We start from the raw sequence: 26194 nt of genomic DNA, 5'->3' as shown, positions 1-26194 counted from the left end.
GTTGTTGTCGTTATGAAGCCTCAAAACGACAACAACTGCGATCTACTTGGGTGGGGGCTACTTGGGTGCGGGCGCGAGCTCCGCAGGTTTGGAGCCCTTCGGTACGAACAAGGTCTCGGCCTGCTCAAGGGACATGCCGTTGGTTTCGGGCACCTTGAACATGACGAAGAAGAACGACGCCGCGGCGAACCCTGCGTACATGCCGTAAGTCAGCGGAAGCGAACCCGCCGCCATGATGGGGAAGCTCAAGGTGATGGCGAAGTTGGCGATCCACTGGGCCGCGGCGGCCAGGCCGAGCGCGCGGGCACGGATGCGTGAGGGGAAGATCTCGCCCAGGAGCACCCACACCAGGGGTCCCCACGAAGCGCCGAAGCTCACCACGAAGACGTTGGCAGCAACGAGGGCCACAGGACCCCAGGCGCCGGTCAAGGACACCGAAGAGCCTGTCCCGGTGGCAGAAGAGAAGGCCAGCGCCATGGCACCCAGGGACACGGCCATGCCGATCGAGCCAGCCAGCAGGATGCGCCGGCGGCCGATGCGGTCCACGAGGGCGATGGCCACGAGGGTGACCAGGATGTTGGTGACGGACGTTGCCACCGAGATGGCCAGGGAGTCCTGCTCGTGGAAGCCGACTGCTTTCCACAGGGTGGTGGAGTAGTAGAAGATCACGTTGATGCCGACGAATTGCTGCAGCACGGACAGGATGATGCCGATCCACACCACGGGCTGCAGGCCGAAGGCCTTGCCCCGGAGCGAGCCCTTCTTGGTGGAGAGCTCGTCCTGCTTGATTGAGTCGCGGATTTCGCGGATGTGGCGTTCGGTGTCGTCGCCGGGCATCAGGGTGTCGAAGATTTTGCGTGCGGTGTCTTCCTTGCCGTTGAGGACCAGGAAGTGCGGGGATTCGGGCAGCCGGAAGGCGATCAGGCCGTATATCGCGGCGGGCACGGCGCAGGCGATGAACATCCAGCGCCAGGCCTCAATTCCGAGCCACAACGCGTGGTGGGCGCTACCCGCGGAAGTCGCCAGGACGGCGTCGGATAGCAGGGCCGCGAAAATGCCGGTGGTGATCGCCAACTGCTGCAGCGACGCGAGCCGCCCACGGACCTGGCGCGGGGAGATTTCCGAGATGTAGGCCGGCGCGATCACCGACGCGAGGCCGATGCCCAGGCCGCCAACCAAGCGCCAGAAAACCAGGTCCCAGACGCTGAAAGCCAAGCCCGTCCCGATGGAGCTGACGAGGAAGAGCACGGCACCAAGCTTCATGGCGGGGATTCGGCCGTAGCGGTCCGCTACCTTGCCCGCGAGATATGCCCCTGCCGCGCAGCCGAGCAACGCGACCGCCACAGCGAAGCCCGTGACGGCTTCGCTCAGCATGAATTCGTCCTTCATGGCATCAACGGCGCCGTTGACCACGGAGGAATCGAAGCCGAAGAGGAAACCGCCCACAGCTCCGGCAACGGCCAGGCCAATTACCTTGCGTGGGACGCCGGAATGGCTGTCGGAGCTGGATTTGGGCATGGCTCTCCCTTGGGGAAATGTGGTGGATTGTGCGGCGCGGTCGTCGTCGGCAGCTGATTCCGACGGGGACGCCGGTGCACTCGCGCTACACAGTGTGGCACGCCGCCAGCGTGACTTCCAATCAACGCGGCCAGGCACACCGGAAGTGTCACGCCGCGCAAACTTTCGCGCCGCCGTCGGGCACTCCACCGCGCGAACGCTGGAAACGACAACGGCAGGCAGTCCAAAAGACTGCCTGCCGTGACGCGGTTCGAGATATTAGTGTGCGGAAACGGATTCCTTCGCCGCCGCCTTCGGGTCCGTGAGTTTCTTGTTCGGCAAAGCGAAGGTGATCAGGAACGCGAGGCCGGTGAGCGCGGCGGCGGTCAGCATCACGGTGTCGATCGACTGCGCGAAGCCTTCAAGAATGGGCCGTGTGAGCGCCGGGTTGGCATGGTGGAGCCAGCTGGTGTCGTTCAGCGAATCGTTCGTCGCGCCGTTCTTGAAGAAGTCGTACAGCTTGGCGTTGGCGGGATCCGCGGCAACCGCGGGATCCTTGAGCACCTTGAGGTAGTCGGCGTTGCCGATGGCGTCCTTCATGCCTGAAGCGATCTTGTCGGCGGCCAGGCTGAAGAGCATCGAGATGAACACCGCGGTTCCCACTGCGCCGCCCATGGAACGGAAGAATGCCGCGGTGGACGTGCCCACACCCATGTCCTTCGGCGGCACGGAGACCTGCATGGCCAACGTGAGCGGCTGCATGCAGAAGCCCAGGCCCATGCCGAAGAACACGGCGATCAGGCCGGGAACCCAGAGCCCGGTGTCCACGCCGAGGGACAGTCCCATGACGATGGCGGCGGCGGTGAGGATGCCCGTGCCGAGGATCGGGAAGATCCGGAAAACGCCCGACGCAGAGATGGTCCGTCCCGCTGTAATGGAACCGAAGAGGATGCCCACCGTGAAGGTGATCATCATGAGGCCCGCCTCGGTGGGGGTGAGGCCCTTGACCAGCTGCAGGTACATCGGGAGCATCGCGATGGCCCCGAACATGCCGATACCGATGATGAAGTTCAACAGGGAGGACAGTCCGAAGGTGATGTTCCTGAAGAGCCGCAGGGGGATCAGCGCATAGTCGCCGGCACGCCGCTCAACCAGCAGGAACGCCACGATGCCAACGACGCCGAGGCCGTAGCAGATCCACGAGTTGACGGAGGTCCAGCCCCAGCTGCGGCCTTGTTCGGCCACGAGCAGCAGCGGGACGATTGCCAGCGTGATGGCTCCAGCGCCCCAGTAGTCGATTTTCTGCTTGACGTGCTTCGCGGGCAGGTGCAGATAGAAGAACACGACAGCCAGCGCGGCAAGGCCTATGGGCAGGTTGATGAAGAAGACCCAGCGCCAGCCGTCGAAGCCAAGGATGTTGGCCGATCCTGCGAAGGCACCGCCGACTACGGGTCCGAGCACCGAGGAGACGCCAAAGACGGACATGAAGTAGCCCTGGTACTTGGCACGATCCTTGAGGGCAACGATGTCGCCGATGATGGTCAGTGCGAGGGCCAGCAGACCGCCGGCGCCCATTCCCTGGATGCCGCGGGCTATGGCGAGCTCGGTCATGGAGTGCACGGAACCGGCGTACAGGGAGCCGGCCAAGAAGATCAGGATCGCGGCCAGGTACAACGGGCGGCGGCCGAAGATGTCGCTGAGCTTGCCGTAGAGCGGGGTGCTCACCGTGGAGGTGATGAGGTAGGCCGTGGTGGCCCACGCCTGCAGGGACAGGCCATCGAGGTCGTTGGCGATCGTGTAAATGGACGTGGACACGATGGTCTGGTCCAGGGAGGACAGGAACATGCCGAGCATGAGGCCCACCATGACGGTAAGCGTCTGACGGTGTGTCAAGACCTCTCCGGCGGCCCGCACAGGCGTGGCGTTGGACATTGCTTCTCCAAGGGTGGATGTAAGGGGACTAAGCAGGATAGTTGCTTTCAGTAACTATCCTAATGGCTCCTGTATTCCCTGTCTTACCCGATTGGAGAGAAAAATGTCACCGCTCTATGAGAATCCCGTCGGGATCGCAGTAGATCAGGTTGCCGGGTTCGATGTGCACTCCGTCAATCACCAAGGGGATGTCCACTTCGCCACGGCCCACTTTGGAGCTCTTCTTGGGGTTGCTTCCCAGTGCCTTGACGCCCAAAGGCAGCTTCGCGATAGCCACGCGATCGCGAATGGCCCCGTTGATCACGACGCCGGACCAGCCGTTCGCGACGGCGCTCTCGGCGATCATGTCCCCCATGAGGGCGGTGCGCAGGGAGCCGTAGCCGTCCACCACCAGCACGGCACCTTCGCCGGGGGTTGCCAGGACGGTCTTGACGAGTGCATTGTCCTCAAAGCACTTGATGGTGCGCACGGGGCCGTTGAAGTGCGAGACGCCGCCGAGGTCCTGGAACTGCAGTGATATCGACTCAACTTCTTCGGCACGCTCGTCGTAGAGATCGGCTGTGTTGATGGGGTTCGCTGGGCTGTTCATCGTTGATCCTCCTCGGTCCGTTGGAGTTACCCTAACGCGTGCGGCCTCGCCTTAGCGGGTCTTGGATGTGCCGGTTGTCCACATACGGGCCTTCGTGACAGCCGGGCAGGCTCCCTCGGCGCTAGGCTGAATTCACACGTCCAGAGGCTAGGGGAGTACCGTCATGAGCCTGTCCGATCTGCCCGGTTCATTGCCTGAAAGACCGGCGGCGGATCCTGCCCTGGATCTTGCGCGAACAGAAGGCCCGACGACGGCGCTCGCCGAGCCCGTGGAGCGCGTCCGCTCTCTCTGGGTCACCGGAGTGGTGCTCGTCAATGTGGGCATCAACGCCGCCTTCTTCGGCCCTCTCCAGGTTTTGCTAGGGCAGCAGGCCATCCACTTCGATGAGGGCCAGAAGGAAGCCATCCTTGCGCTCGTTACAGGATGTGGTGCTGCGGTGTCGATGGTCGCGAATCCCCTCTTTGGTGCGTTCAGCGACCGCACCACGTCCCGCTTCGGACGGCGCGTCCCTTGGGTGCTCTTCGGTGCCATTTTGGGCGTCGTAGCCTTGGTGGCCTTGGCGGGAGCTCCCAACGTGGCGGTCATGACTATTCTGTGGTGCCTGGTCCAGGCCGGCTGTAATGGAGCCTATGCGGCCATCACAGCGGCTATTCCGGATCGAGTGCCGGTGCCCCAACGCGGCGCGGTCGGCGGCCTTGCGGCCATGGGCCAGACCGTGGGCATTCTCGCGGGTGCTGTGATCGCTTCCGTAGTTTCGGGGAACTTTGCCCTCGGCTACATCGTGTGTGCTGCCGCGCTGCTGGCCGGTGTCGTGCTTTACCTTTTCAAGAGTGGCGACGTGCCTCTCGTTCCGGAGGCCAGGCCACCGTTCAAACTCTGGACATTCGTCAAGGGATTTTGGATCTCGCCCGTCAAATACCCGGACTTCGCGTGGGCCTGGTTGACGCGCCTGCTGGTCAATATCGGCAACCACATGGTCACGTTGTACTTGCTGTTCTTCCTCAAGGATGCCGTGCATCTCGAGGAGACCCAGGGCCTCAAGCCTGAGTTCGGGGTCCTCATCCTGACTGGCCTCTATGCCGTGATGGTGATCATCACCAGTGTGGTGGGCGGTGCCATCAGCGACCGCATGGGCAAACGCAAACCTCTGGTGATTGTTTCCTCCATCGTCATTTCGATCGCAAGCCTGATCCTCGCGTTCGAACCCACGTGGACGGGCGCCATTGCCGGCGCGGTGGTGCTCGGCATCGGCTTTGGCGCGTACCTCGCGGTCGACTTCGCGCTCATTACCCAGGTGCTCCCCACTGCGCTGGACCGGGGCAGGGACCTCGGGGTTATCAACGTGGCGAATTCTTTGCCGCAGGTGATTGCGCCGGCGATTGCCTCCGTTTTCGTTGTGTTCTGGGGTGGGTACGTCTCGCTGTATGTGGCCGCAGCTGTCATTGGCTTGCTAGGAGCGGTATTCGTGGTGAAGATCAAGGGCGTCGCATAGACCTGGGAATCCGTTCTCAGGGAACTGACAACTTGCTGCCGTATCATTGTCAGGACGCGCTCGGTCTATGGGGGGCCGCGCAATCTCCCCGAACGAAGCCCAAACCAACAGAACGCCGGAAATGTCCGAACCGAACTCCTTGGAACCGTATTCGCTGGATCTGGCCGCGGGGTTGCCCCAAATGGCGGCTGCTCCCACCACGCCGAGACAGCTATTGCGCTACGCCCGGATACTGAAGACTGCCGCGGGATTCGCCCAGCGGCAGTTCGATACTGTGAGCCTCTCGGATGTATCCACTCGGGCGCACGTTCCGCTCGGGACGCTCTACCGTTACTTTCCGTCCACGGTCCATCTGATGCTCGCCGTCTACCGGCAGCAGCTCCGGGAACTCAACGACGCCAAGCCGGCATCTTCGAGGTGCAGCCAGCAAGAGCTCACCGGTCTCGGGATGGAGATCTTCCACATGCGGGTCATGCAACCCGCAGTCGAACACTGTCTGTCCCGCACGTGGGACACCCGCGACGGTGACATCCCCGTACTCTTGCGCGATATCGGGGTGCTCTCGGCCGAGATGGTCGCGGCCGCGATCGGCGACACCGGGCGGGCCCGGATTCTGCTCCACGTAATCAGTGGTCTGGTCCAGTCCGTCAACTGCCGCCGGATCTCACTTTTCGACGCCGAGAAGGACCTCAAGAACGCCTGCAAGTTGATTGCGGACGCGTAGCTTTTCCGGGAATCAACGTAATTGGTCTAGACCACTACGACCAAAAGTATGAGTTTATGACTGGATGTCTCTAGTCTTCCTATCAGGCCCCTGTCTACGAAGACAGGACCCAAGCGGCTAGCAGCCCATATCCGCAGGAGTTTCACCGCACGGACCAGCCACCCTTGGTCCGGCACCGAAGCCTCTATACCTGCCCGAATTGTGCCGTGGGTTCACGGCTAGCCTGAGGAGACAACGACGTGTCCGTCGAGACCATCACCCCTGAACAGAATCTGACTGCCCTGGCGCTGAGCGAAGAGGAAATCTTCAGCGCCCACGAAGGCGGCAAGCTCTCCGTGTCCAGCACCGTGCCGCTTTTGAACAAGCGGGACCTTTCCATCGCCTACACTCCCGGCGTCGCCGAGGTGAGCCGAGCGATCCACGCCAACCCCGAGCTTGCACGCACCCACACGTGGGCCGAGCGCCTCGTGGTGGTCGTCAGCGATGGCACCGCGGTCCTGGGCCTGGGCGACATCGGACCCAGCGCTTCCCTCCCGGTCATGGAAGGAAAGTCCGCGCTCTTCAAGGCCTTCGGCGACCTCGACTCCATCCCCTTGGTCCTCAACACCACCAACGTGGACGAAATCATCGAGACCCTTGTCCGCCTGCGTCCGAGCTTCGGTGCAGTCAACCTCGAAGACATCTCCGCGCCCCGCTGCTTCGAACTCGAAGAGCGCCTCATCGAAGCCCTCGACTGCCCTGTCATGCACGATGACCAGCACGGCACCGCCGTCGTGGTTCTCGCAGCCTTGACCAACGCCGCCAAGGTGACCGGCCGTGAGCTTGAGGGACTGAAAGTTGTGGTCTCCGGTGCGGGTGCCGCGGGCATCGCCGTCTCCGAGATCCTGCTGACCGCGGGCGTCAAGGACGTCGTCCTTCTGGATTCCAAGGGGATCATCAACTCCGAGCGCGCCGACCTGGTGGCGGATTCAGGCAGCGTCAAGGCCCGCTTCGCCCAGCGCACCAACCCCCGCGCCCTTTCCGGCGGACCCGCGGAGGCACTGCAGGGCGCCGACGTGTTCATCGGCGTTTCCTCGTCCAAGCTGGCCGAGGAACACTTGAAGCTCATGAACGAGAATTCGATCGTGTTCGCCCTGTCCAACCCGGACCCGGAAGTCCTGCCCGAGGTCGCCGTCAAGTACGCGGCCGTCGTGGCCACCGGCCGGAGCGACTTCCCGAACCAGATCAACAACGTCCTTGCCTTCCCCGGAATTTTCCGCGGAGCCTTGGACGCTGGCGCACGTCGCATCACTCCGGCCATGAAGATCGCCGCAGCCCGCGCCATCGCCGCGCTGGCCGAGGAAGAACTCTCCGCCGATTACATCGTGCCCAGCCCGCTGGATCCCCGTGTCGCTCCTGCGGTTACGGCGGCAGTTGCGGCGGCGGCTGAATAGCCCGCGCGCTTAATCCAACGAGCCGACGACGGCGACCCTCCCGTGCTGGGGAGGGTCGCCGTCGTTCTTTTGTTCCGCCGTCGTTCTCGGGGACCAACTTCAGCGCTGGTGAGCGAGGGTTTGGGATTTGGGCCGGATATATGAGCGAGGGTTTGCATCGACTGACGCTCGCTCACCTTTGGCGCCCTTTCGACTGACGCTCGCTCACATCTCGCGTTGGCTCCAAGGATGAATCCGCTGGCTTCCGGGTGGAGATCGAACGCCGGAGCGCGGAATCGGCGGTCCCGCGTGCTTGGCCGTGGATAGGGTGGCTGACATGGAACAGACACTGAAAGTTGTACGGCATTGGGGCGCCCCTGCGGCGGCCGTCATTTTCTTCGCACTGTGGTGCGTGGCGGAACTGGGATTTATGGCGGCATGGCTTCCCCATTGGGCCGAATTGTGGAAGCTTATTCTGTCAAGATTTTCGATACTGATCTTGACCACCTTCGCCATTGCTGTCTCGGCATGGCGCCCCGCGCTCTCTCTGGGATTCACGGCCGTCTTGCTAATGGGTCAGTTGGTGTACTTCATCCCGGAGCCTGATTCCAATGATTGGGCGATTTACTTGGGCTCATTCATTGCCTTGGGGTTTTCGATGTGGACTGCGAGGGGTCGTCTGCAATTTGTTGTCGCCGGGAGCAACGTGGCTTTCGCCGGTGTAATGGTTTTCATGATGTTGTCGTGGCGCTACGGGCAGGGCGTTGGCTGGTTCCGCCCGTTATTTATGGGCGACAGATTCGCCCTGGCCAACAACGGCTGGCAGGTCTTCTCGTTCCTTTTCCTCATCGCAGCTGGTTGCGCCGCAGCGGGCCTCGCCCTGCGCCTTTACGAAGAACGCGGAAGTCTTTTCAAAGCCCGGAACCTCGTCCAGGCAAACCTCAAGGAGACCGAAGTCGAGCTGGTCGTGGAGCAGGAGCGCACACGGATCGCCCGGGATCTCCACGACGTCTTGGCGCATTCGCTCGCAGTGATCGCCGCGCAAGCCGACGGCACCCGCTACCTCAGCCAAGACCAACCCAAGGCAGTGCTCGACGCTTTGGAGAACATCGCGGTATCGGCCCGCCACGCATTGGTGGACGCCCAGCGCGTCATTGAAGGAGTGCGCGACGACGGCCTGGTAACTCCGCAGCCCCGGCTCACCGACGTCGGGCCTCTTGTCGAGCGGATGCGGCAGGGGAGCCTCAAGGTCCAGCAGAGCGAAACCGGAACCCCGGTGGACCTTGGCGCGGGCCAGCAACTCGCCGTATTCCGGATTGTGCAGGAGTGCTTGACGAACGCCCTCAAGCACGGAGGACGCGGCACGGCCGTGCGCCTTCACTTCGACTGGAGCGGCCCAGGGCTGACCATGCACGTTGCTTCGGAATTGCCGGCGTCCGTTTCGATTGGGGGGACGGACGACGGCGGTGCCGCCGAGCGCGTGGGGCGCGGCATTCCCGGAATGCGCGAGCGTGCGCATCTAGCCGGAGGCTGGCTCAGTTCCGGGCCCGACGGCGAGCAGTTCCGCGTGACGGTCTTCATCCCCTATGGATCGCGCCCGGCAGCGCTCCTTCCGGAAGGTGGGGCGGAAGAGGAGGGTGTTTCGTCCGCCAAGGGGCTGGAGCAGGAGCCGGCGCTGGCTCTCGAGGGCGCCTCGCCGTCGTCGGGCCCTGAGCGGGGAAGCATCGGACGTGGCTGAAACACCCATCACGGTTGCCTTAGTGGACGACCAACCACTGTTCCGTTCCGGCATCCGCATGCTGGTGCAGAGCCAGGCGGACATGGACATGGCCTGGGAGGCCGACGACGGCGAACAAGCCGTGATGCTCGCGGCCGAGCAGCGGCCGGACGTCATGCTGATGGACCTTCGGATGCCCGTGCTGGATGGAGTCGAGGCCACGCGCCGCATCACGGAGGAAGCCGATGCGGCGGGAGCGGACAAGCCAAAGATCATTGCCCTGACCACCTTCAACAGGGACCAGGCCGTGGTTGAAGCCGTGCAGGCGGGAGCGAGCGGGTACCTGCTCAAGAGTGCGGAACCGGAATTCCTCCTGGCCGCCATCCGAACCGTGTATTCGGGATACTCGGTGATCGCGCCTGGTTCGGTTCACGAGCTCTTCCAGCACGCAGCCAGGACGGTGCCGGTCGCCGGGCCGGACCTCGCCGCGATGGACGAGCTGTCTCCACGCGAGCGGGATGTGTTCCTGCTGGCGGCCAAAGGCTTAGGGAACGCCGAGATGGCGCAAAGCCTGTTTGTCTCCGAGGCCACAGTGAAATCCCATCTGCGCAGTGTCCTCAGCAAGCTGGGGCTGCGCACAAGGCTTCAGCTGGTGGCATTCGCCTACGAACGCAGGCTTCTCGGGTAGGCAACCAGAACGCAAAGGCGACGGCCGCCCGAAAGGGACGGCCGCCGTCGTGCAACTGCAGAGTGTTGCAGAGTCGGGGGCGCTACATGGCGCGGCCCTTCGACTCCTCTCTTACATCGCGTCCAAGCCAAATGCCAAGGGCAACCATGACAACACCGAGAACCAGGTGCAGCCAGTCGTCCGCGGCGTTCATGGGCACGAAGTCAGCGCTCATGCTGGACATGGTGATGAGACCGTAGATCCACAGGACGAGGTAGATTGCGCCGCCACCGATCAAGTAACCGCGCGCCATCCTTCCAGTCCTCGCGAAGTACAGGCCTGCTGCGCCGAACAGCAAATGGACAATATTGTGCAGGACGGATACTTGGAAGACTCCAAGAAGCATGGCGCCCGAGTCATGTCCTGCAAAGGCCATGGCGCCGTAATTGCTGGTGATGCCCGGGATAAATCCCAAGACGCCAACAGCCAGGAAAACCCAGCCCAAAACCAGTGCTGTGTTGTGCAGCGTCAGCCCCATCACGTGGTGGTGCTGCGCGGGGTGTGAAGCAGTAGTCATAGCTCCTCCCGATCACGATTTCCATCGGCCCTTCAAATGGAGGGCCGTATCGCGGCAAGGAGTCGGAACCCTGCCGACGGGGATATCATACTCCCGAAAACCCCGGAATAGAGGGGAGAAGCCGGGACATGCGGAGCTAGCATGGTTCTGTGATGCCTAATTCTGCGACGCTTTGTCCTGCGATTCCAGGGCAACCGTGAGTGAGCCATCGGTTCCCGGAGTCCGTGGAGCGATCTTCTGGGACACCAGGGACATCACGCCGTTCCGGAATGGACATGTCCGCACATCGGTGGGTGGACTGGCTGAGGGCTTGAGCGGTGCGATTTGGGGCTTCCTGAAAGGAAAGGCCGCTGGCCGGATCGACGTCGCGGGGGACGTTCCGAGGCTCAAGCGGCTGGCCGGCAAGACCGCCAAATCGGTGTACGACGCGGTCTTTACCAGCACGGAACCGGACCGCCTGATTACCTTGGCGCGCAGCCACCCCGGCTGGGCTGGCCTCTGCTACGTGATTGCCGGGCTGCTTGTGTACAAACACGGTGGATATTTTCGGGCGTCGGAACTGCTGCAGCGGGGCTTGTCCATTCGGATCGACGACGCCGCCAGCCAGTTCTCCGCAAGTTACCTTCGCAGGGTGGTCACGCGGGTCGAGGTAGCGGAGCGGATTGACGTCCCCGTCCTGTTCAGCGAGGAATCCGTGTTCCTTGCCCTCTCGCATTGCTTCCGGGAAACGGGCCAGACGGCAGAGGCCCTGGACGCCCTTGCCAGCTTGCCGCCGTCGTTGCCCACCGCCTTGGCCCGCTGCACTGCGGCGGCAGCGCTCGAGCGGCACGCCGACGTCGTCGCCTGGACGGAGGGGCTGCGCAACACGGACGACCTCTCGGCGGCGCTCCTGCTGATTCGGGCGCAGTCGCTCAGGGTGTTGGGGGAGCGGGAGGCGGCACAGGCCGCTCTCGTGGAGGTACTCCGGAGGAAGAAGACCAGCCTCGCCTTGCGCAATGACGCGCTTACGGACAGGGCACTGTCGAAGCTTGAGGTCAGGCGGCGTCCCAGCCCGCGGCCCTTTGTTGCTGAGCGGGTCCGGCGCGGCAAGCCGGAGGACGCTGAGCCGGATGCCGTCGATGGGATTCGCAAGGACATCGAGGTGCGTCGAATGTGGAACAAGGACTTCGGCGAGCCGGGCGGTTAACGCCGGGACTAACGACGCGCGGTTAGTCCCGAAGCGCGCGGAGGACTCCGCGAATCGAAACCCCACGGCGCCGACAGCATTGCGTCCGTCGCTGCCTCCTCAGAGCGATCCCACCCGGAGGCCGCGTCACCGGAGCAGCGGAAGCAACTGTTCGCCCAACAGAACGACGCCGAGTCCCACCATGATGATTCCGCTCGCAAGGGTCACCACGCGGGCGGCGGAGGGCCTGGACTGCAGCAGCTTTCGCGAAGTCAGGGCCACCACGGTGTAAATGATGCCCGCGAACAAGACGAAGGTGAGGCCCAGTACGCCGGACTGCACCGGCACCGGCAACGAAGCCTCCGGGCTCACGAATTGCGGCACCAGCGCCAGGAAGAACAGCAGGCCCTTGGGATTGATGCCGCTCGTGCCCATACCCTGCAGGAAGGTGCGCATCTGGTTTCGGGACTGCCCGACGGCGTCATCCGCACTGAAGCTCGCGCCGCGCCACGAGCGCATGGTGCTCACGCCCAGCCAGAGCAAGTAGCCCGCGCCAGCGACCGTCAACCAGCCGAGAAGCCCCGGAACGCCCGTTAAAAGGGCTGCGAGTCCGGCCACCAGGAGGGCCGTGTGCAGCACGTATCCGCTGCACAGGCCGGCCACAGCGGGGAAGAAGCTGCGCCGGCGCAGGCCTGCGGCAATCGAATATGCCCAGTCGACGCCCGGGGTGCACGCCAAGGTGACAGCGACTATGACGAAGGCGAGAAAAAGCTGGGGATTCATGGTGGCTCCTGGCTGGCGGTTACACCATGAACTTTATGGAAAATCCGCCCATAAGTGTTCCCATTTTTAGCCAGGCTTGCCGAGGTTTCGGTAAGATGTTTGCGTGATTGATGGAATAGATAGAACTATTTTGCGCCACCTCAAAGAGGATGGCCGAATGACTGCCACCGCGCTCGCGGCCAAGGTGGGGTTGACCGTGGCTCCGTGCCATCGAAGGCTGCGGGATCTCGAGGCCTCCGGCGTCATTCGGGGGTACAGGGCAGACATCGATCCGGGTGCGATTGGCCTGGGATTCGAGGCCATAGTCTTTGTGACCCTGCGCCAGGCTGACCGCGCCACGATGTCGGAGTTCGAAGACCGGGTGGCAGCCATTCCGAACATCGTCGAGGCCCAGCGGCTCTTCGGCTCGCCGGACTACCTCCTCCGCGTGATCGCCGCCGATCTCCCGGCCTACCAGCGCTTCTACGACGACCAACTCTCGGCGCTTCCCGCCGTCGAGCGCCTCAACTCGACGTTGGTGATGAAGAACCTGAAGCCGAACGCGGGACCGCCGGTCTGAGTCCGGGTTAAATCACGGAACCGGCCGGGCTTTGGATTCGTTGCCGGGCCACGGTCGGTAGGTATCGGTGGCCGGATCTGGGACCGGCCTAAAATGTCGTAGCCCCCTGGCAGAGTGTTTCCATGGAAGCGATCGGATGCGTCGGTACCCGGCAGGACCTTGGGTCCGGCGGGCTTTTCGTGGCGTCCCATCGTGCCCGGGCGCCGCGCTTTGCCGGGGTTGCGGGCGGGTTTCCGGGCGGGCTGGCCTTCGCAGATCCGCGCGATCTCGGCGGTCGGCAGGCCGTTCTGGACGGGGCCGTGGCGGCAGTGAGGTCGCTGGCCGGCAAGGCGGCCGACGACGTCGGACGGCTGGGTTTCCAAGAGGCCGTCGCGTTCGTGTCCGGGGTTGAGGAACTTTCCCGCACCATGGATTATCTCCAACTGCTCGCCGCTGCAGGGCTGGACAGGGCCCGGAGCGCTGAACCCGCCACCGAGCCGGGCTGGACGACGGGCTGGGCCGCGGAGGCGGATACGGGCCCTGGCGTGGGCTGGACCTCCGAGACCATGGCAGGCCGCATGGACGCGCAGGGTGGTGCCTCCGGCCCGGTGCCGGGTGGGGCGTTGCAGGGCCCAGGGACTGTCAGCCGTGAGGCGGATGCGGCTTCTTCGGTGCGGGGAACCGGGAGCGCTCGTGGCGGAGAGTTCCGGAACACGGCTGAGCATCTGCGTTCGTTGCTGCGGATCAGTGCCGCCGAGGCCAGGCGCCGTCTGGCCCTGGCCCGGGACCTGGTGCCGGGCCGCGGCCTCACCGGACAGACGGTCCCGCCCCGGCACGAAGAAACGGCCGCGGCGCTGGCGTCCGGGGTCATCGGGTCGCGGACAGCCGGGATCATCACGATGGCCGTGGAGAAGGTGCGTCCACTGTGCGGCCCGGAGAAGGCGGCGGAGATGGAACACGCCCTGACCCGCACCGCGCAGGAGAACGATCCGGATTTCCTGGCCAGGGTCGCCCGGCGCTGGGTCGAGGCGATCGACCAGGACGGCCCGGAACCCTCCGAAGAATCCCTCCGCTACCACCAGGGCGCGTTCCTGCGCCGCCCCAAACACGGCCTGCAGCACGTGGAGATCTACGCCACCACCGAACAATACGAACACCTGCTCACCGTCATGAACACCGCCACCAACCCCCGCACCCGCCTACCCGAGGGCACCGGCGCCGGCGTGGAAGGAAACGACCGACCTGCAGATCCGGACAGCGGAAACAATCCGGACGGTGGAAACGAGCCGCTGGAGCGGAGGTCGAGGGCGCAGAAGCTCCTGGACGGTTTGGTCGGCGCCTGCAAGCTCGCCCTGGCCACCGGGTCCCTGCCCGCCACCGGCGGCCACCGCCCGCAGATCATGGCCACCATCGACCACCGCGAACTCTTCACCCAATACAGCCAGGCCCAGCAATCCAAGAACGGGCAGCCCGAGCCCTTCGGGGAAGCTGCGCCGCTTGGAAATGAGCCCACGGGCCAATTCGGGCGCGAGGGTTCCGGCCGGCCGGGGTTTGAGGTTTCCGGCCAGCCCGCCCTGTTCGGCCGCCCCCGGCAGGGCACCGGCACCGGGTTCGGCGGCACCGGGTCCTTCACGTTCACCGGGCCCGTCCCGGCAGCTACGTTGCGCAGACTAGCCTGCGACGCGGACATCATCCCCGTGGTCCTGGGCGGCGAGGGCCAGGTCCTGGACATCGGCAGGGCCTCAAGGATCTTCCCGCCGCAAATCCGCAAAGCCATCACGGCGCGGGACAAGGGCTGCGCCTTCCCCGGGTGCACCATGCCGGCACCGTGGTGCGAGGCCCACCACATCGAGTACTGGTCCCGCGGCGGAGCCACTGGCACCGCCAACGGCACGCTCCTGTGCAGCCACCACCATCACCTGATCCACAAGGAAGACTGGAACATCCAAGTCCAAGCGGGCGTGCCCTGGTTCATCCCGCCACCCCACACCGACCCGGACCGGAAACCCAGAAGAAACCACTACTTCCAGATATGACCTCAGCCTCGCAGCAACCCCGTCGTCCGGTATGGAATCACCTCGCGCAGGAACATGCTAGTGGACGTGCGCACGATTCCCGGGCATAGCCTGATCTCTTCGGATACCCGGTATAGATCATCCGGGCTTGTGGCGACCACGCGGATGATGAGGTCGGTGTCGCCGGCCGGCGCATGGCATTCGAGTACTTCCGGGATGTCGCGCAGGGCAGCGATGGCCTCGTTCAGCCGGCTCTGATCCAACTCCGCACTTACCGCCGCCGCAACGCCGCGGCCCAGTGCTGAGGGCAGCACGCGGCTGCTGTTCGGACGCAAAGCGCCCGACGCCGACATTCGCTCCAGGCGCGACTGGACCGTCCCGCGCGCCAGGCCCAGGCGCTGGGCGAGGACCATGATCGGCACCCGAGGGTCGTCGTCGAGCGCGGCAAGGATCCGCTTGTCCGTTGAATCCAATTCCTGCATCGCTAACGCTTTCTGCCTAGTCGCGGAAGATCCGACTGGTCAGAATGACCAGCCGAAACCCATTCTCCCGCACAATCCCGGCCGAGCAGCCCACCGGCGGGACCAGTTCGCCCCGAGCCATGGTTGCGAATCATTTACATGCCCGTAACGGGAAAGCCTTGACGGCATGAATTTAAAACGCGAAACTCTTCTCATATGTGATTGACGTCTCAAGAAGATCGGCACCCAAGGCGCCGGCTCTTGGGAAGAAACCAAAGGCGAAGAAAATGGCAACAACACTCGAACTGACCGTCCGCACCGCATCCTGGACCCGGCCGCCCCGCGAACTGGTCCGTGCGTTCGAAGCGTTCCCCGTGGCAAACATCGGTGACGCCATGGAGCGGCTTGGGATCGTCGACGGCGGAATCAGCCCGGTCTGGGAAGGCGCCCGTTGTGTCGGCTCGGCACTGCCCGTCCTGGGCGCCGCCGGAGACAATGCCGCCGTCATCGAAGCGCTGAACTACATCCAGCCCGGCGATGTGGTGGTCATCAACGGCTTCGGCCACGAACACCGCGCCCTCGTCGGCGAGCAACTGTCCCAGCGCTTCGAAGCCGCGGGCGCCACCGGCGCGGTCATTGACGGCTACATCCGGGACCGCGCCACCATCACCGAAATCAAGTTCCCCGTCTTTGCCCGGGGTGTCACCCCCGCCGGTCCGTTCAAGAACGGCCCGGGTGTCATCGGCGAACCCGTAGCAATCGGCGGAATCGTCTGCTCGGCGGGCGATATCGTCGCCGCCGATGACGACGGAGTGGTCATCATCCCCCGGGCCCGTGCCGCCGAAATCCTGGAACGAGTCATCGCAGTGGCCGCGCACGAGGCCGAGATGACAGCGGAAATCACCCGCGAATACAGCTAGCGCTTTCTCCCACCCCAGCCCCCTCATAGACTGAAAGCACCCACCATGACAAAGCAATCGACGGACTCAGTGGAACTGAACACCGCTCAAATCAAAGTCGTAACCGCTGACGGCAGGATGGTGCGCAAAGCAACCTTTGCCGGCACCATGGGTTCCTTCGTGGAATGGTACGACTACGGCATCTACGGCCTGTTGACCACGTACCTGGCCATGAACATCATGGGTTCCAAGGACGTCGGCTCCTTGCTCCTGACCAACGTCGGCTTCCTGGTGAGCTTCCTGGCCCGCCCCTTCGGCAGCGTCATCTGCGGTTTCCTGGGTGACCGGCTGGGCCGCAAGAATCTGCTCGCCGTCCTCCTGCTCCTCATCTCCGGGGCCACCGCCTGCATCGGCCTCATCCCGTCGTACTCGGTCATCTTCTGGGCCGCTCCGGCCTTGCTGATCCTGTTCCGCATCCTTCAGGGCTTCTCAGCCGGCGGGGAAGTGGCAGGCGCCATGGCCTTCGTGGGCGAATACGCCCACAACAAGCACCGCAACTACTCCATGAGCTTCATCGCGGTCGGTTCCTTCTGCGCCCTGCTTTTCGGTAGCGCCCTCTCCGCCGGCCTCATCACCACCCTCGGCGACTCGACCATGCAATCCTGGGCGTGGCGCATCCCGTTCCTCTTCGCCCTGCCCTTGGGCTACGTCGGCTTCTACATCCGCTCCAAGATGGAAGACACCCCGCACTTCGCGGCACTCCGAGAGCGCAACGAGGTGGAACGCAACCCGCTGCGCACCGTCTTCACTTCCAAGCGCCACCTCAAAGCCATCGCGCTGACCATCTTCCTCCCCGCGCTGAACGGCCCCGGCTACTACCTCCTGTTCGCCTACATGCCCACCTACCTGAAGACCCAGTTGGGTGCAGGCAACAACTTCACCATGCTCCAGGCGCTCCTCGTCACTGCCGTCAGCCTGGTGGCCATCATCATCTCCATCCCGCTCATGGCCCGCCTGTCCGACCGCATCGGCCGCAAGCCCGTATTGGCTCTCTCCGCCGTGCTCATGGCCGTTGTTTCGTACCCGATGTTTGCCATGATCACCACTGGCAACATGCCGCTTGCCTGCGTTGCCACGGTCGTGATGGCCATCGCCTTCTCCGGCCACGCCGCCGTCGTCCACACCGTGCTGACCGAAATGTTCCCCACTACTGTCCGCTACAGCGCGTACAGCATCGGCTTCAGCATCAGCACTATCATCTTCGGCGGCAGCGCCCCGCTGGTCATGACCGAACTGATCAAGGCCACCGGCAACAGCATGGTTCCCGCCTACGCCTCGATCGGGACGGCCATCATCACGCTCGTCTCGGTCTACTTCCTGAAGGAAACCAAGGGACAGCCCCTGCAGACTCACTAGTAAAACCAGAACCCCGACGGCGGCGGCCGCCCGCCAGCGAAACGGCAGCCGCCGCCGTCGAAAGCAAGACAACAGAACCTCCTAACCAGGAACAGAAGCAGGAGTCACCTTGAGCATCAATTCAGTCGCCGTCGTCGCAGACCTCGGCGAAAGCTACGGCAACTACACGATCGGCGACGACGACGCCCTGCTCGGCCTCGTCACCGCCTCCAACATCGCCTGCGGCTTCCACGCCGGCGATCCGAGGGTCATGGATGCCACCGTCAAGGCCTGCGTGGAGCGCGGCATCGAACTCGGCGCCCACCCCGGATATCCGGACCTGGTGGGCTTCGGCCGCCGCCTCATCGAAGCCAGCGAAGAAGAAATCCGCACCGACGTCCTCTATCAAATCGGCGCCCTGGACGCGTTCGCCCGCATCCACGGCGGCAAGATCAGCCACGTGGCACCGCACGGGCGCATGGGCAGCATCGCCCAAACCGACGCCAAGCACGCCCGGGCCATCACGGACGCCATCAAGGCCTACGACCCCTCTTACATCGTGATCTGCCAGAACGGTCTTTTGGCCGATGAATCCCGCAAACGCGGCCTTCAGGTTGGCTATGTCTTCCTCGCGGACCGTGGCTACGGCGAAGACGGCATGCCGGTCTCCCGCAACAGCGAAGGCGCACTCCTTCACGACCCCGAGGAAATCGGCCGCCGCGTGGTTCAGGTGGTGACCGAAGGAACCGTCCGCGCCGTCACCGGCAAGGTGGTCCCGCTGGGCCACGATGCCGACGTCGTCCTCCTCCACGGCGACCACCCGCAGGTCCTCCAGAACGGCACGGCCCTGCGTGCGGCCCTCGACAAGGCAGGCATCAAAGCCGCCGGGCTACAGGAAGTCCTCGCCGAAAAGGCCCGGCTCGCCACGGTCTGAAGCTGAGCAGCAACCCGGATCCATCACCCGCACCACCGAGCAGGACTCATGACCACCCACACAGCACCCGCGGAGCGGCTGCACCACCCGCCCGAACTGGAAGCCGAGCCGTTCGGCGACTCAGCCCTCATGCTCCGGGTCAAGAACGACGACGGCGACTTCCGCCGGGCGGCGGGCCGCCGGCTCCGCGACGTGCTGCTGGAGGTTCGGCCGTACGGGGTGCTGGACATCGTGGCCGGCGTTGAGTCCCTGTTGGTCGAGTTCGATTGCCTGGCTGTGACCCACGAACAATTGGCCCAGACCATCCGCCTGGCGGTTGCCGGTAGCGGCCTGGAACCGGGTGCTCCCAGTGCTTCCCAAGCACTTTTTGTCATCCCGATGGTGGTCGGCGAGGAATTCTCCCCGGACCTTCAGGATGTGGCCGAGGAGTTGGGCCTGAGCCCGGAAGCAATGCTGCAGCAGTTCCAGTCCTCGGTGCTGACCATCAACCTGTTGGCCGCGGCCATGGCCCCCATGATGGGCGGTGTGCAATTCCCTGGCCAGGTCAGCCGCTGCGTCGAGCCTCGGACCAACGTGGAGCCCGGGTCTGTCATGGTGGCCGGTACCAACGCCATCATCCAGCCGTTCCCCGGACCGAGCGGCTGGAAGGTGATCGGCCGGACGCCGCTCACCATTTGCGACATCCGGGAAGATCCCGCGACGTCCTACAAACCGGGGGATCTGGTGCGTTTCGACGTGGTGCCGGAGAGTGAATGGTCGCGGCTTGAAGGGCAATTCCTGAGGGCCACCCCGGAAGGCGTCGCCTCTGACGGCACTGGCTGGAACGGCGCTGAAGGGGGCAATAGTGACCTTCCCTGAACACGCCATCAGCATCAAAGTAAGCGAGGCCGGTTGGCTGTCCACGTTCCAGGACCTGGGCCGCGAGAATTCCGAATTCATGGGCGTCCCCTGCGGAGGCGCGGCGGACCAGTACTCCGCGGCGGTCGCCAACATCCTGGTCGGAAACAGCCGTAAGGCCGCGTGCCTGGAAATCATGGGAGGACGTTTCGCCTTCACAGCCACGCACGACGTGATGTGCGCTGCGACCGGGGTCCCGGCCGAGGTCACGGTCAACGGGGATCCGGTGGGCATGTGGGAGCCGTTATGCCTCCCCGCCGGAGCCAGAGTTGTGATTGCCAAGGCCAGCGGTGGCATGCGGAATTACCTGGCCTTCAGCGGGGAGCTGGAAACTGCCCGTTTCATGGGCAGCGCCGCGCCGGAATCCCGCATGGGCTTCCCACAACAACTCGCCCCAGGCCAGACGCTCACCTTGCACAGCCGGTACCGGGGATTCACGCACCCGTTCCTGACCCAGCCCCTGTTCCGGCTTCCAGTTCCCGTGCCCAATTTCAGTCCCGACGTGTGGACTATCGACGTCGTCGACGGTCCTGAAACGGACCGGACGCCCGGCATCCGGAAATTGCTCAGCTCCAGCCACTACACGGTAGGCGCCAAATCCAACCACGTGGGCCTGCGTTTGGACGGCCCGGTTGTGCATCCCGAAGGGCTCGGGGAAATCGTGTCCCATGGGGTCCCCATCGGCGCATTCGAAATCCCGCATGGCGACGAACTCATCATCCTGGGCCGCTCAAGGACGTTGACCGCGGGCTACCCGATCGTCGCAGTGGCAGCCAAGGCTTCCTTGTCCATGTTGGGCCAGGCTAGCCCTGGCCGGAAGATGACCTTCCGCTGGATCAGCAACGAGCAAGCAGTGGAGCAATACCGGGAACAGCAGCGCGGTTTGGTGAATCTGGAAGAGCACGTGCACGCACTGTTTGCCGCCGTCGGGCTTCCTGTCGCCGCAAGCTTTGCGGCGGCCTCCTCGCCGAGTCCCGCTGCGGCGTGACCCACCGGCCGTGCGAAAACACTTGACCATCATTCTCTAAAATGAGAAACTCTTCTCATATGTGATCGGCATCTCAAATGACTCACACTAAAAACGCAAGGAACTGAAACCATGGGACTTCTGGACGGCAAGCTCGCGATTATCACCGGCGCCGGTACGGGCATGGGACGCTCGACGGCGGCCCTGCTGGCAGCCGAGGGGGCCGCAGTGGTGCTGGTGGGGCGGCGTGAAGACGTCCTGCAGGAACTCGCCGCGGAAATCGTCGCCGACGGTGGCCGCGCCATTGCCCGGGCCGCGGACATCACCTCCAAGGAAGACGTAGATGCGCTGCTGGAGTGGATCCACGGGAATTTGGGCCAAGTCGACATCCTCGTCAACAATGCGGGTAGCTCCAGCAGGGTCCTCAACGTCCGCTGGATCAGCCAGCAGGAGTGGAATGACGTCCTTGACGTCAACCTCAACGCTGTCTACTTGCTCAGTCAGGCGGTCCTCCCGGACATGCTGAGCCGCAAGACCGGAACCATCATCACGGTCTCCTCCCTGGCCGCAGTGAACCCGAACTTGCTCGGTGGCGCCGCATACGGCGCTGCCAAGGCTGCGGTCCGGAACTTCATGACGTACCTCCACAACACCTTCCGCAACGACGGGCTGCGTGCGGTGACCATCCTGCCCGGTGAAACCGCGACGCCCATCCTGGACAACCGCGCCCGCCCGCCCCGCGCAGAGGAGCGCGATGCCATGGTGCAGCCCGAGGACGTGGCCCGAGCCATACACCTCGTGGCCACGCTGCCCCAGCGCACCGTGGTCCAGGAACTCGTCATCGCCCCCACGATCCAGCGGGATACCTCCGGCGACATCGAGATCAGCCGCTGGGCAGGAGCCCCCGCCGATGAGGCTCCCGCAGGCCAGGCGCCGCAGCGATGAAACCCCGCAGGCTCTACGCGCCCTCCGCTGCGTCGCCAGCAGGCCTCGCGTCGCGCGCCCCTAGAACAACCACCCCCGAAGCAACCACCCAGATCAGGACCCTCATGACACTCGAGCCAGCCACCGCCGTCGCCGATTTCCAGCCTTCCGAGGCGGTGCAGCGCATCCAGCGCACATCGCTGCGGGTGCAGCAGCCCCAATCCAAGGGGGACCTTGTCTCCTTGGCGATGGGCGAGCCGGATTTCGACACCCCGGCCCAGGTTCGAGCAGCAGCCGCCCGTGCCCTCGAGGACGGCTTCACCCACTACTCGCCGTTGCTCGGCGAGCTGGTGCTTCGCGAGGAGCTGGCTGCCCGTATCGGCCAGCTCCTCGGCGGAGTGGCCAGCCCAGGCGACGTGCTCATTACCCAAGGCGGCACGGCCGGCTTGTCCGCGGCGATCCTTGGCGTCGTCAACCCGGGCGACAAAGTGGTCATCCCGGACCCCACCTATTCCCTATACGCGGACCTCGTCAGCATGGCCGGGGGCATCACCGTGCCGGTGCCGCTTGCCGATGACCTGCATTGGGACCTCGAGGCACTAGCCACCGCGCTTGAAGGCGCCAAGATGTTCGTCTTCTGCAACCCCTCCAACCCCACTGGTATTGTGCATTCCCGACGCGAACTTGAAGCCCTCGCCGACATGGTGGCCGGAACCGACACCTTGATCCTCTCGGACGAGGCTTACAGCGATCTTGTCTACACGCCCGAACCCTTCACCTCGGCGCTCGAAGTCGAAGCGCTGGCCGGCCGGACCATCTACTGCCAGACCTTCTCCAAGAGCTATGCCATGACCGGCTGGCGCGTCGGCTACCTCTGGGGCCCGTCCGACGTCATCGCCTCCGCCGCCCGGGTTCACAACACCTTCAACGGCTCCATGAACCAGGCCGTGCAATACGCGGCGCTGACCGCCCTGAAGACGTGCGGACCGGACATCGAACGCATGCACGCCTCCTATGCCTTGCGCAGGGAGCTCATGGCCAATGGTCTCCAGCAGATTCCGGGTCTTACGGTCAGCTCGCCGGAAGGTGCGTTCTACCTTTTCCCCAAGTACGACGCCGAGCTGCCGGCGGCCGCGATGGTGGCCCACCTTCGCAACCACGGCGTGGCCGTCCGTCCCGGCAGCGAATTCGGCCGGAACGGCGAGTTCCACTTGCGCCTGTCCTACGCCGCCAGCTCCGAGGCGATTACCGCCGGTGTGGAGCGGCTGGCCGCCGGATTGGCCGAGCTCCGGTGAGTGCCGCGGACGTGGCCAGCGTAGCGCCCGCCGCTCAGGCGCTACGCTGGAATCTGACACGGAAGGGGGCGCCCATGCGCAGCGACACCCAACGCAACCGCCGCCAGCTGGTGCGGGCCGCCGGGAAGCTCTTCGCCAAGGCCAAGGGCCCGGTGAGTATGACGGACATCGCCCGTGAAGCCGAGATCTCTCCCGCAACGGCGTACCGGCATTTCGCCTCGGTCGAGGACGTCCTGGCCGCGTTCCGTTTTGGTGTTGGCGAGAAGCTACGCGATTTCAGCGTTGCCCAGACCACGTCCGGGGTGGAACTGCTGGAAAGCGTCAGCCGGCACTGGGTGGGCCTCGTCATCAAGCACGGCGGTTCCATGGTCCACACCCGTTCCGGCGAAGGGTACCTGGCCCGTCTTCGCTCCGGCGCGTACTACCTGACCATCCAGGCCGAGGCTTTGGAGCGGCCACTCCGCGAGGCCTGTGAGGAACTCGGCCTCCCGCCCCTGGGGGACGAAGCCATGTTCCTGTGGAACATCCTCTTCGACCCCCGGGAAATTTTCGATCTGCTCAACACCGTCGGCCTGGACAAGGACCAAGTGTCCACCAAGCTTTGTGCTGCGCTCCGTGGAGCGATGGCCGCATGGGCCGCTGCCGAGCCAACTTCGGCAAAGTGACCATCTCCTGTTCATGTTCCGCTAAAGAATTAGTCAGATTGACCAGTGACGGTTGAGTCCGTTGCGCCAGTTGTAGTGTTCCTGTTGAAATAGTGGCAACAAGGGGAAGGGCTACCGCCGGACCCCACAGGCTACGGATCCCCCGGCACACCACCCGGCAACCCGGAACACCGTCCCGCAAAGACGCAGCCGCTGATTGACTCTTGTTCACGCATCGTCTTTCCGCACCCCGCCGGCGTCGCCATGAAGGGTGGCCGGCACCACCATAAGAGCCCCTGAGCCACCGAATGCGTTGCGGTAGCTGGGGGGCTCTTGTGCTGCCCGGGTCGTGTTCTCAAAAAGGCTGAATCAACACCGCGACAAAGTCGTATTCATCTTGGGAGGCGGCGGTCCATTCGACCTCCACCAGATCGCCTGCATTGAGGGACCTGTATCCGCCTGATTGCTCGATGACCGAGAAATGTCCGAAGCATTTCTTCCCGTCGGGAAGAATAAGTTCCCCCCAACCTTCTTCGGCTTTCCAGAAGGAAACCGTCGCCTTGACTCGAGCTGAGCTCAATGTTGGTCCTCTCTTTGGAAACTAAAGGTACCCAATTCTCCCAGCGGCCCCGACCTCGCCTGAATCCTGCAGGCACGCCCGGCGGCGCATAGTCTTGTGCCATGACTTCCGCTGGCCGCTTCGCTCCGAGCCCCTCCGGCGAGCTTCACGTGGGCAATCTGCGCACGGCCATGCTCGCCTGGCTCTTCGCTCGTTCCACGGGCCGCGCCTTCCTGCTGCGCGTTGAGGACCTCGACCGTGCGCGGGCCGGCGCCGAGGAAGTCCAGCTCCGCGATCTCGAAGCCGTCGGCGTGACGTGGGACGGCGCCGTCGTCCGCCAGACGGACCGTTCCGGACTGTATAACGACGCGATCGCGCGGCTCACCGACGCCGGACTGACGTATGAATGCTTCTGCACGCGACGCGAGATCCAGGACGCGCCGTCCGCCCCGCACGCGCCACAGGGCGCCTACCCGGGGACGTGCAGGAACCTTTCGACGGCGGAGCTTGAGATCCGGCGGGCCTCACGCCCGGCCGCCATCCGGCTCCGCGCCGATACGCATGAATGGACTGTGGAGGACGGGCTGCACGGACAATACACGGGCGTCGTGGATGACTTTGTGCTCCGGCGGAACGACGGCGTCACTGCCTACAATTTGGCCGTGGTGGTGGATGACGCGGAGCAAGGCGTGAACCAAGTGGTCCGCGGAGACGACCTCCTTTCCTCCACACCCCGCCAAGCCTATTTGGCCTCCTTGTTGGGCTTAGCCGTGCCGGAATATGCCCATGTCCCCTTGGTGCTGAATCGCGACGGCGCCCGCCTGGCCAAACGCGACGGTGCGGTGACGCTTGGCGACCTTGCCGCCGTCGGGCTGTCCGCCGGGGAGGTGCGGGACGTGATCCTGGAATCGCTCGGCTTGCCGGGAGGGCCGCTTGGCGAGGCCTTGGATAGATTTGATCCGGCCCGATTGCCACACGGGCCATGGATATGGAATGGCATTCAGCAATCAACCCTCCGGAAAGGGGCCTAAGTGCTCGCCTATGTGCTGACCCGCTACGGCGGCGCCGACGCAATGGAGCTGCAGGACGTCCCGAGGCCGATTGCCGGTCCGGGCGAGGTCCTGGTCAGAGTGTTTGCTGCGGGGCTCAATCCTGTGGACTACAAGCAGCGCGAAGGTGCGGTGCGGGTGATTACCAGGCCCAGGCTGCCCTTGGTGGCCGGAAGCGAACTGGCCGGGATCGTGGAGGCTGTTGGCCCGGATGTCACCCGCTTTGCCACGGGAGACCGGGTGTTTGCCCGTGTGGACAAGACGCTGCTGGGAGCCTTTGCCGAGCACGCCGCCGTCCACGAGGATTTCGTGGCGCTCATGCCAAGGTCGCTCAGCTACACCGAGGCCGCGAGCCTTCCCTTGGCGGGCCTCACCGCGCTGCAGGCATTGCGCGACGAGCTCAAGATCAAGCCCGGGACCAAGCTGTTCATCTCCGGAGGCGCGGGCGGAGTGGGAACCCTCGCCATCCAGCTGGCCAAGTACTTTGGCGCCGAGGTGACCACCACCGCGTCTCCCCGTGGGGAACAGTTGGTGCGGCGGCTCGGGGCGGACACCGTCGTCGACTACACGAAGGAAAACCTGGCCGAAGTGCTCAGCGGCTTCGATGCCGCGCTGGACCTCGTGGGCGGCGAGACGCTGGACCAGACGTTCAAGATCCTCAAGCCGGGCTCGAAGGTGGTCAGCATCGCCGGGATGCCCGAACCGCAGACGGCCCTGAAAGACCTTGCGGCCCCGGCCTGGATGACCGCGCTGTTCTGGGCAATCAGCCTCGGAATCCGGAGCCGTGCCCGTGAAGCCAACGTGCGGTACCGTTACCTCTTCATGCACCCCAGCGGCGAGGACTTGAAATTCCTGTCCCGCCTTGTTTCCGAAGGGAAACTGCAACCCGTGGTGGACAGCAGCTATCCGCTCGAAAAGATCGCCGACGCTTTCGCCGCGCTGGAGCAAGGACGCGCCAAGGGCAAGATCGTGGTGACCATGGACACTCCCGGCTGAGCCCATTCTGCCGGGTTCCCTGGCCGAGTGTAGCGAGGTTAGGGGGTAGAAGGTGGGCCCATTCTG

At 64.3% G+C, this 26194-nt stretch carries 25 protein-coding genes; 18 read left to right on the top strand and 7 right to left on the bottom strand.

The features are described 5' to 3' along the window. Positions 1–57 precede the first annotated feature (57 nt). From QRN52_RS22845 to rraA, 3 genes are all read right to left on the bottom strand, one after another. Positions 58–1518, bottom strand: coding sequence for a sugar porter family MFS transporter (locus QRN52_RS22845; RefSeq protein WP_284756073.1), 1461 nt, complete (start codon positions 1516–1518; stop codon positions 58–60). A gap of 258 nt (positions 1519–1776) precedes the next feature. Further along, complete coding sequence (locus tag QRN52_RS22840) at positions 1777–3429, bottom strand: MDR family MFS transporter (RefSeq protein ID WP_284756072.1); 1653 nt, start codon at positions 3427–3429, stop codon at positions 1777–1779. Positions 3430–3535: 106 nt separating this feature from the next. Further along, positions 3536–4018 carry a ribonuclease E activity regulator RraA gene (gene rraA, locus QRN52_RS22835; RefSeq protein WP_284756070.1) on the bottom strand — a complete coding sequence of 161 codons (483 nt, stop codon included), beginning with the start codon at positions 4016–4018 and terminating at the stop codon, positions 3536–3538. 163 nt (positions 4019–4181) lie between these two features. On the opposite strand from rraA, the gene QRN52_RS22830 reads away from it, so the two are divergent. The 5 genes from QRN52_RS22830 to QRN52_RS22810 all read left to right on the top strand — a co-directional run bounded on the left by QRN52_RS22830 (position 4182) and on the right by QRN52_RS22810 (position 10051). After that, entirely contained in the window at positions 4182–5510 is a 1329-nt protein-coding gene (locus QRN52_RS22830; protein ID WP_284756068.1) for an MFS transporter, read from the top strand. A 121-nt stretch (positions 5511–5631) separates the two neighbouring features. Beyond that, positions 5632–6234, top strand: coding sequence for a TetR/AcrR family transcriptional regulator (locus tag QRN52_RS22825; protein WP_284756066.1), 603 nt, complete (start codon positions 5632–5634; stop codon positions 6232–6234). Between the two features lie 239 nt (positions 6235–6473). Continuing rightward, positions 6474–7667, top strand: coding sequence for an NAD(P)-dependent malic enzyme (locus tag QRN52_RS22820; RefSeq protein ID WP_284756064.1), 1194 nt, complete (start codon positions 6474–6476; stop codon positions 7665–7667). Positions 7668–8145: 478 nt separating this feature from the next. Next, a complete protein-coding gene (locus QRN52_RS22815; protein WP_284756062.1) occupies positions 8146–9384 on the top strand; it encodes a sensor histidine kinase in 1239 nt (412 codons plus the stop codon). Next, the gene (locus QRN52_RS22810) at positions 9377–10051 is read left to right on the top strand and encodes a response regulator (RefSeq protein ID WP_284756061.1); all 675 of its coding nucleotides are present in this window, start codon (positions 9377–9379) and stop codon (positions 10049–10051) included. Before QRN52_RS22815 ends, QRN52_RS22810 begins: the two co-directional genes overlap by 8 nt. Positions 10052–10133: 82 nt before the next feature. Here QRN52_RS22810 and QRN52_RS22805 read toward each other — a convergent pair whose 3' ends face one another. Continuing rightward, positions 10134–10607 (bottom strand): DUF4383 domain-containing protein, encoded by a 474-nt coding sequence (locus QRN52_RS22805; RefSeq protein WP_284756060.1) that lies wholly within the window; start codon positions 10605–10607, stop codon positions 10134–10136. Between the two features lie 196 nt (positions 10608–10803). On the opposite strand from QRN52_RS22805, the gene QRN52_RS22800 reads away from it, so the two are divergent. Continuing rightward, on the top strand, positions 10804–11793 hold the full coding sequence (locus tag QRN52_RS22800) for a hypothetical protein (protein ID WP_284756059.1): 990 nt from the start codon (positions 10804–10806) through the stop codon (positions 11791–11793). 126 nt (positions 11794–11919) lie between these two features. On the opposite strand, the gene QRN52_RS22795 is transcribed toward QRN52_RS22800, so the two are convergent. Continuing rightward, on the bottom strand, positions 11920–12555 hold the full coding sequence (locus QRN52_RS22795; protein ID WP_284756058.1) for a LysE family translocator: 636 nt from the start codon (positions 12553–12555) through the stop codon (positions 11920–11922). A gap of 103 nt (positions 12556–12658) precedes the next feature. Here QRN52_RS22795 and QRN52_RS22790 point away from each other — a divergent pair, with 103 nt between their 5' ends. Further along, positions 12659–13114: an Lrp/AsnC family transcriptional regulator gene (locus tag QRN52_RS22790; RefSeq protein ID WP_234751876.1), complete on the top strand. Its 456-nt coding sequence runs from the start codon at positions 12659–12661 to the stop codon at positions 13112–13114. Positions 13115–13236: 122 nt separating this feature from the next. Then, on the top strand, positions 13237–15129 hold the full coding sequence (locus tag QRN52_RS22785; protein WP_284756057.1) for an HNH endonuclease signature motif containing protein: 1893 nt from the start codon (positions 13237–13239) through the stop codon (positions 15127–15129). A gap of 2 nt (positions 15130–15131) precedes the next feature. On the opposite strand, the gene QRN52_RS22780 is transcribed toward QRN52_RS22785, so the two are convergent. After that, complete coding sequence (locus QRN52_RS22780) at positions 15132–15590, bottom strand: Lrp/AsnC family transcriptional regulator (protein ID WP_269996679.1); 459 nt, start codon at positions 15588–15590, stop codon at positions 15132–15134. A 266-nt stretch (positions 15591–15856) separates the two neighbouring features. Between QRN52_RS22780 and QRN52_RS22775 the strand changes: the two genes are divergently transcribed. The 8 genes from QRN52_RS22775 to QRN52_RS22740 all read left to right on the top strand — a co-directional run bounded on the left by QRN52_RS22775 (position 15857) and on the right by QRN52_RS22740 (position 23545). After that, positions 15857–16489, top strand: a complete 633-nt coding sequence (locus QRN52_RS22775) for an RraA family protein (RefSeq protein ID WP_284756056.1) — start codon at positions 15857–15859, stop codon at positions 16487–16489. 45 nt (positions 16490–16534) lie between these two features. Beyond that, positions 16535–17884 (top strand): MFS transporter, encoded by a 1350-nt coding sequence (locus QRN52_RS22770; RefSeq protein WP_284756055.1) that lies wholly within the window; start codon positions 16535–16537, stop codon positions 17882–17884. Between the two features lie 109 nt (positions 17885–17993). Beyond that, the gene (locus QRN52_RS22765; RefSeq protein ID WP_284756054.1) at positions 17994–18797 is read left to right on the top strand and encodes a LamB/YcsF family protein; all 804 of its coding nucleotides are present in this window, start codon (positions 17994–17996) and stop codon (positions 18795–18797) included. 48 nt (positions 18798–18845) lie between these two features. Continuing rightward, entirely contained in the window at positions 18846–19655 is an 810-nt protein-coding gene (locus QRN52_RS22760) for a 5-oxoprolinase subunit B family protein (RefSeq protein WP_284756053.1), read from the top strand. Beyond that, positions 19642–20682: a 5-oxoprolinase subunit C family protein gene (locus tag QRN52_RS22755; protein ID WP_284756052.1), complete on the top strand. Its 1041-nt coding sequence runs from the start codon at positions 19642–19644 to the stop codon at positions 20680–20682. Before QRN52_RS22760 ends, QRN52_RS22755 begins: the two co-directional genes overlap by 14 nt. Positions 20683–20793: 111 nt before the next feature. Continuing rightward, positions 20794–21606 carry an SDR family oxidoreductase gene (locus tag QRN52_RS22750; protein ID WP_284756051.1) on the top strand — a complete coding sequence of 271 codons (813 nt, stop codon included), beginning with the start codon at positions 20794–20796 and terminating at the stop codon, positions 21604–21606. 104 nt (positions 21607–21710) lie between these two features. Next, positions 21711–22880 (top strand): pyridoxal phosphate-dependent aminotransferase, encoded by a 1170-nt coding sequence (locus QRN52_RS22745; RefSeq protein ID WP_284756050.1) that lies wholly within the window; start codon positions 21711–21713, stop codon positions 22878–22880. A gap of 74 nt (positions 22881–22954) precedes the next feature. Next, positions 22955–23545: a TetR/AcrR family transcriptional regulator gene (locus QRN52_RS22740; RefSeq protein ID WP_268020064.1), complete on the top strand. Its 591-nt coding sequence runs from the start codon at positions 22955–22957 to the stop codon at positions 23543–23545. Positions 23546–23879: 334 nt separating this feature from the next. Here the strand turns inward: QRN52_RS22740 and QRN52_RS22735 are convergent, their stop codons facing one another. Beyond that, the gene (locus QRN52_RS22735; RefSeq protein WP_284756049.1) at positions 23880–24104 is read right to left on the bottom strand and encodes a cold shock domain-containing protein; all 225 of its coding nucleotides are present in this window, start codon (positions 24102–24104) and stop codon (positions 23880–23882) included. Positions 24105–24205: 101 nt separating this feature from the next. On the opposite strand from QRN52_RS22735, the gene gluQRS reads away from it, so the two are divergent. Both gluQRS and QRN52_RS22725 read left to right on the top strand, forming a co-directional pair. Next, positions 24206–25114: a tRNA glutamyl-Q(34) synthetase GluQRS gene (gluQRS, locus tag QRN52_RS22730; protein WP_284756048.1), complete on the top strand. Its 909-nt coding sequence runs from the start codon at positions 24206–24208 to the stop codon at positions 25112–25114. Further along, a complete protein-coding gene (locus QRN52_RS22725) occupies positions 25115–26128 on the top strand; it encodes an NADP-dependent oxidoreductase (protein ID WP_284756047.1) in 1014 nt (337 codons plus the stop codon). The last annotated feature ends 66 nt before the right edge of the window (positions 26129–26194 follow it).

The organism is Arthrobacter sp. efr-133-R2A-120 (assembly GCF_030209835.1).
Classification (GTDB): Bacteria; Actinomycetota; Actinomycetes; order Actinomycetales; family Micrococcaceae; genus Arthrobacter.
Note: the sequence above shows the minus strand (reverse complement) of the source record. Positions and strands in the feature narration are given on the sequence as shown.

Bases quoted from the DNA above. Each gene is read 5' to 3' on its own strand.
- QRN52_RS22845 (WP_284756073.1), bottom strand. From the start codon at position 1,518: ATGCCCAAATCCAGCTCCGACAGCCATTCCGGCGTCCCACGCAAGGTA.
- QRN52_RS22840 (WP_284756072.1), bottom strand. From the start codon at position 3,429: ATGTCCAACGCCACGCCTGTGCGGGCCGCCGGAGAGGTCTTGACACAC.
- rraA (WP_284756070.1), bottom strand. From the start codon at position 4,018: ATGAACAGCCCAGCGAACCCCATCAACACAGCCGATCTCTACGACGAG.
- QRN52_RS22830 (WP_284756068.1), top strand. From the start codon at position 4,182: ATGAGCCTGTCCGATCTGCCCGGTTCATTGCCTGAAAGACCGGCGGCG.
- QRN52_RS22825 (WP_284756066.1), top strand. From the start codon at position 5,632: ATGTCCGAACCGAACTCCTTGGAACCGTATTCGCTGGATCTGGCCGCG.
- QRN52_RS22805 (WP_284756060.1), bottom strand. From the start codon at position 10,607: ATGACTACTGCTTCACACCCCGCGCAGCACCACCACGTGATGGGGCTG.
- QRN52_RS22795 (WP_284756058.1), bottom strand. From the start codon at position 12,555: ATGAATCCCCAGCTTTTTCTCGCCTTCGTCATAGTCGCTGTCACCTTG.
- QRN52_RS22785 (WP_284756057.1), top strand. From the start codon at position 13,237: ATGGAAGCGATCGGATGCGTCGGTACCCGGCAGGACCTTGGGTCCGGC.
- QRN52_RS22780 (WP_269996679.1), bottom strand. From the start codon at position 15,590: ATGCAGGAATTGGATTCAACGGACAAGCGGATCCTTGCCGCGCTCGAC.
- QRN52_RS22775 (WP_284756056.1), top strand. From the start codon at position 15,857: ATGGCAACAACACTCGAACTGACCGTCCGCACCGCATCCTGGACCCGG.
- QRN52_RS22770 (WP_284756055.1), top strand. From the start codon at position 16,535: ATGACAAAGCAATCGACGGACTCAGTGGAACTGAACACCGCTCAAATC.
- QRN52_RS22760 (WP_284756053.1), top strand. From the start codon at position 18,846: ATGACCACCCACACAGCACCCGCGGAGCGGCTGCACCACCCGCCCGAA.
- QRN52_RS22750 (WP_284756051.1), top strand. From the start codon at position 20,794: ATGGGACTTCTGGACGGCAAGCTCGCGATTATCACCGGCGCCGGTACG.
- QRN52_RS22745 (WP_284756050.1), top strand. From the start codon at position 21,711: ATGACACTCGAGCCAGCCACCGCCGTCGCCGATTTCCAGCCTTCCGAG.
- QRN52_RS22740 (WP_268020064.1), top strand. From the start codon at position 22,955: ATGCGCAGCGACACCCAACGCAACCGCCGCCAGCTGGTGCGGGCCGCC.
- gluQRS (WP_284756048.1), top strand. From the start codon at position 24,206: ATGACTTCCGCTGGCCGCTTCGCTCCGAGCCCCTCCGGCGAGCTTCAC.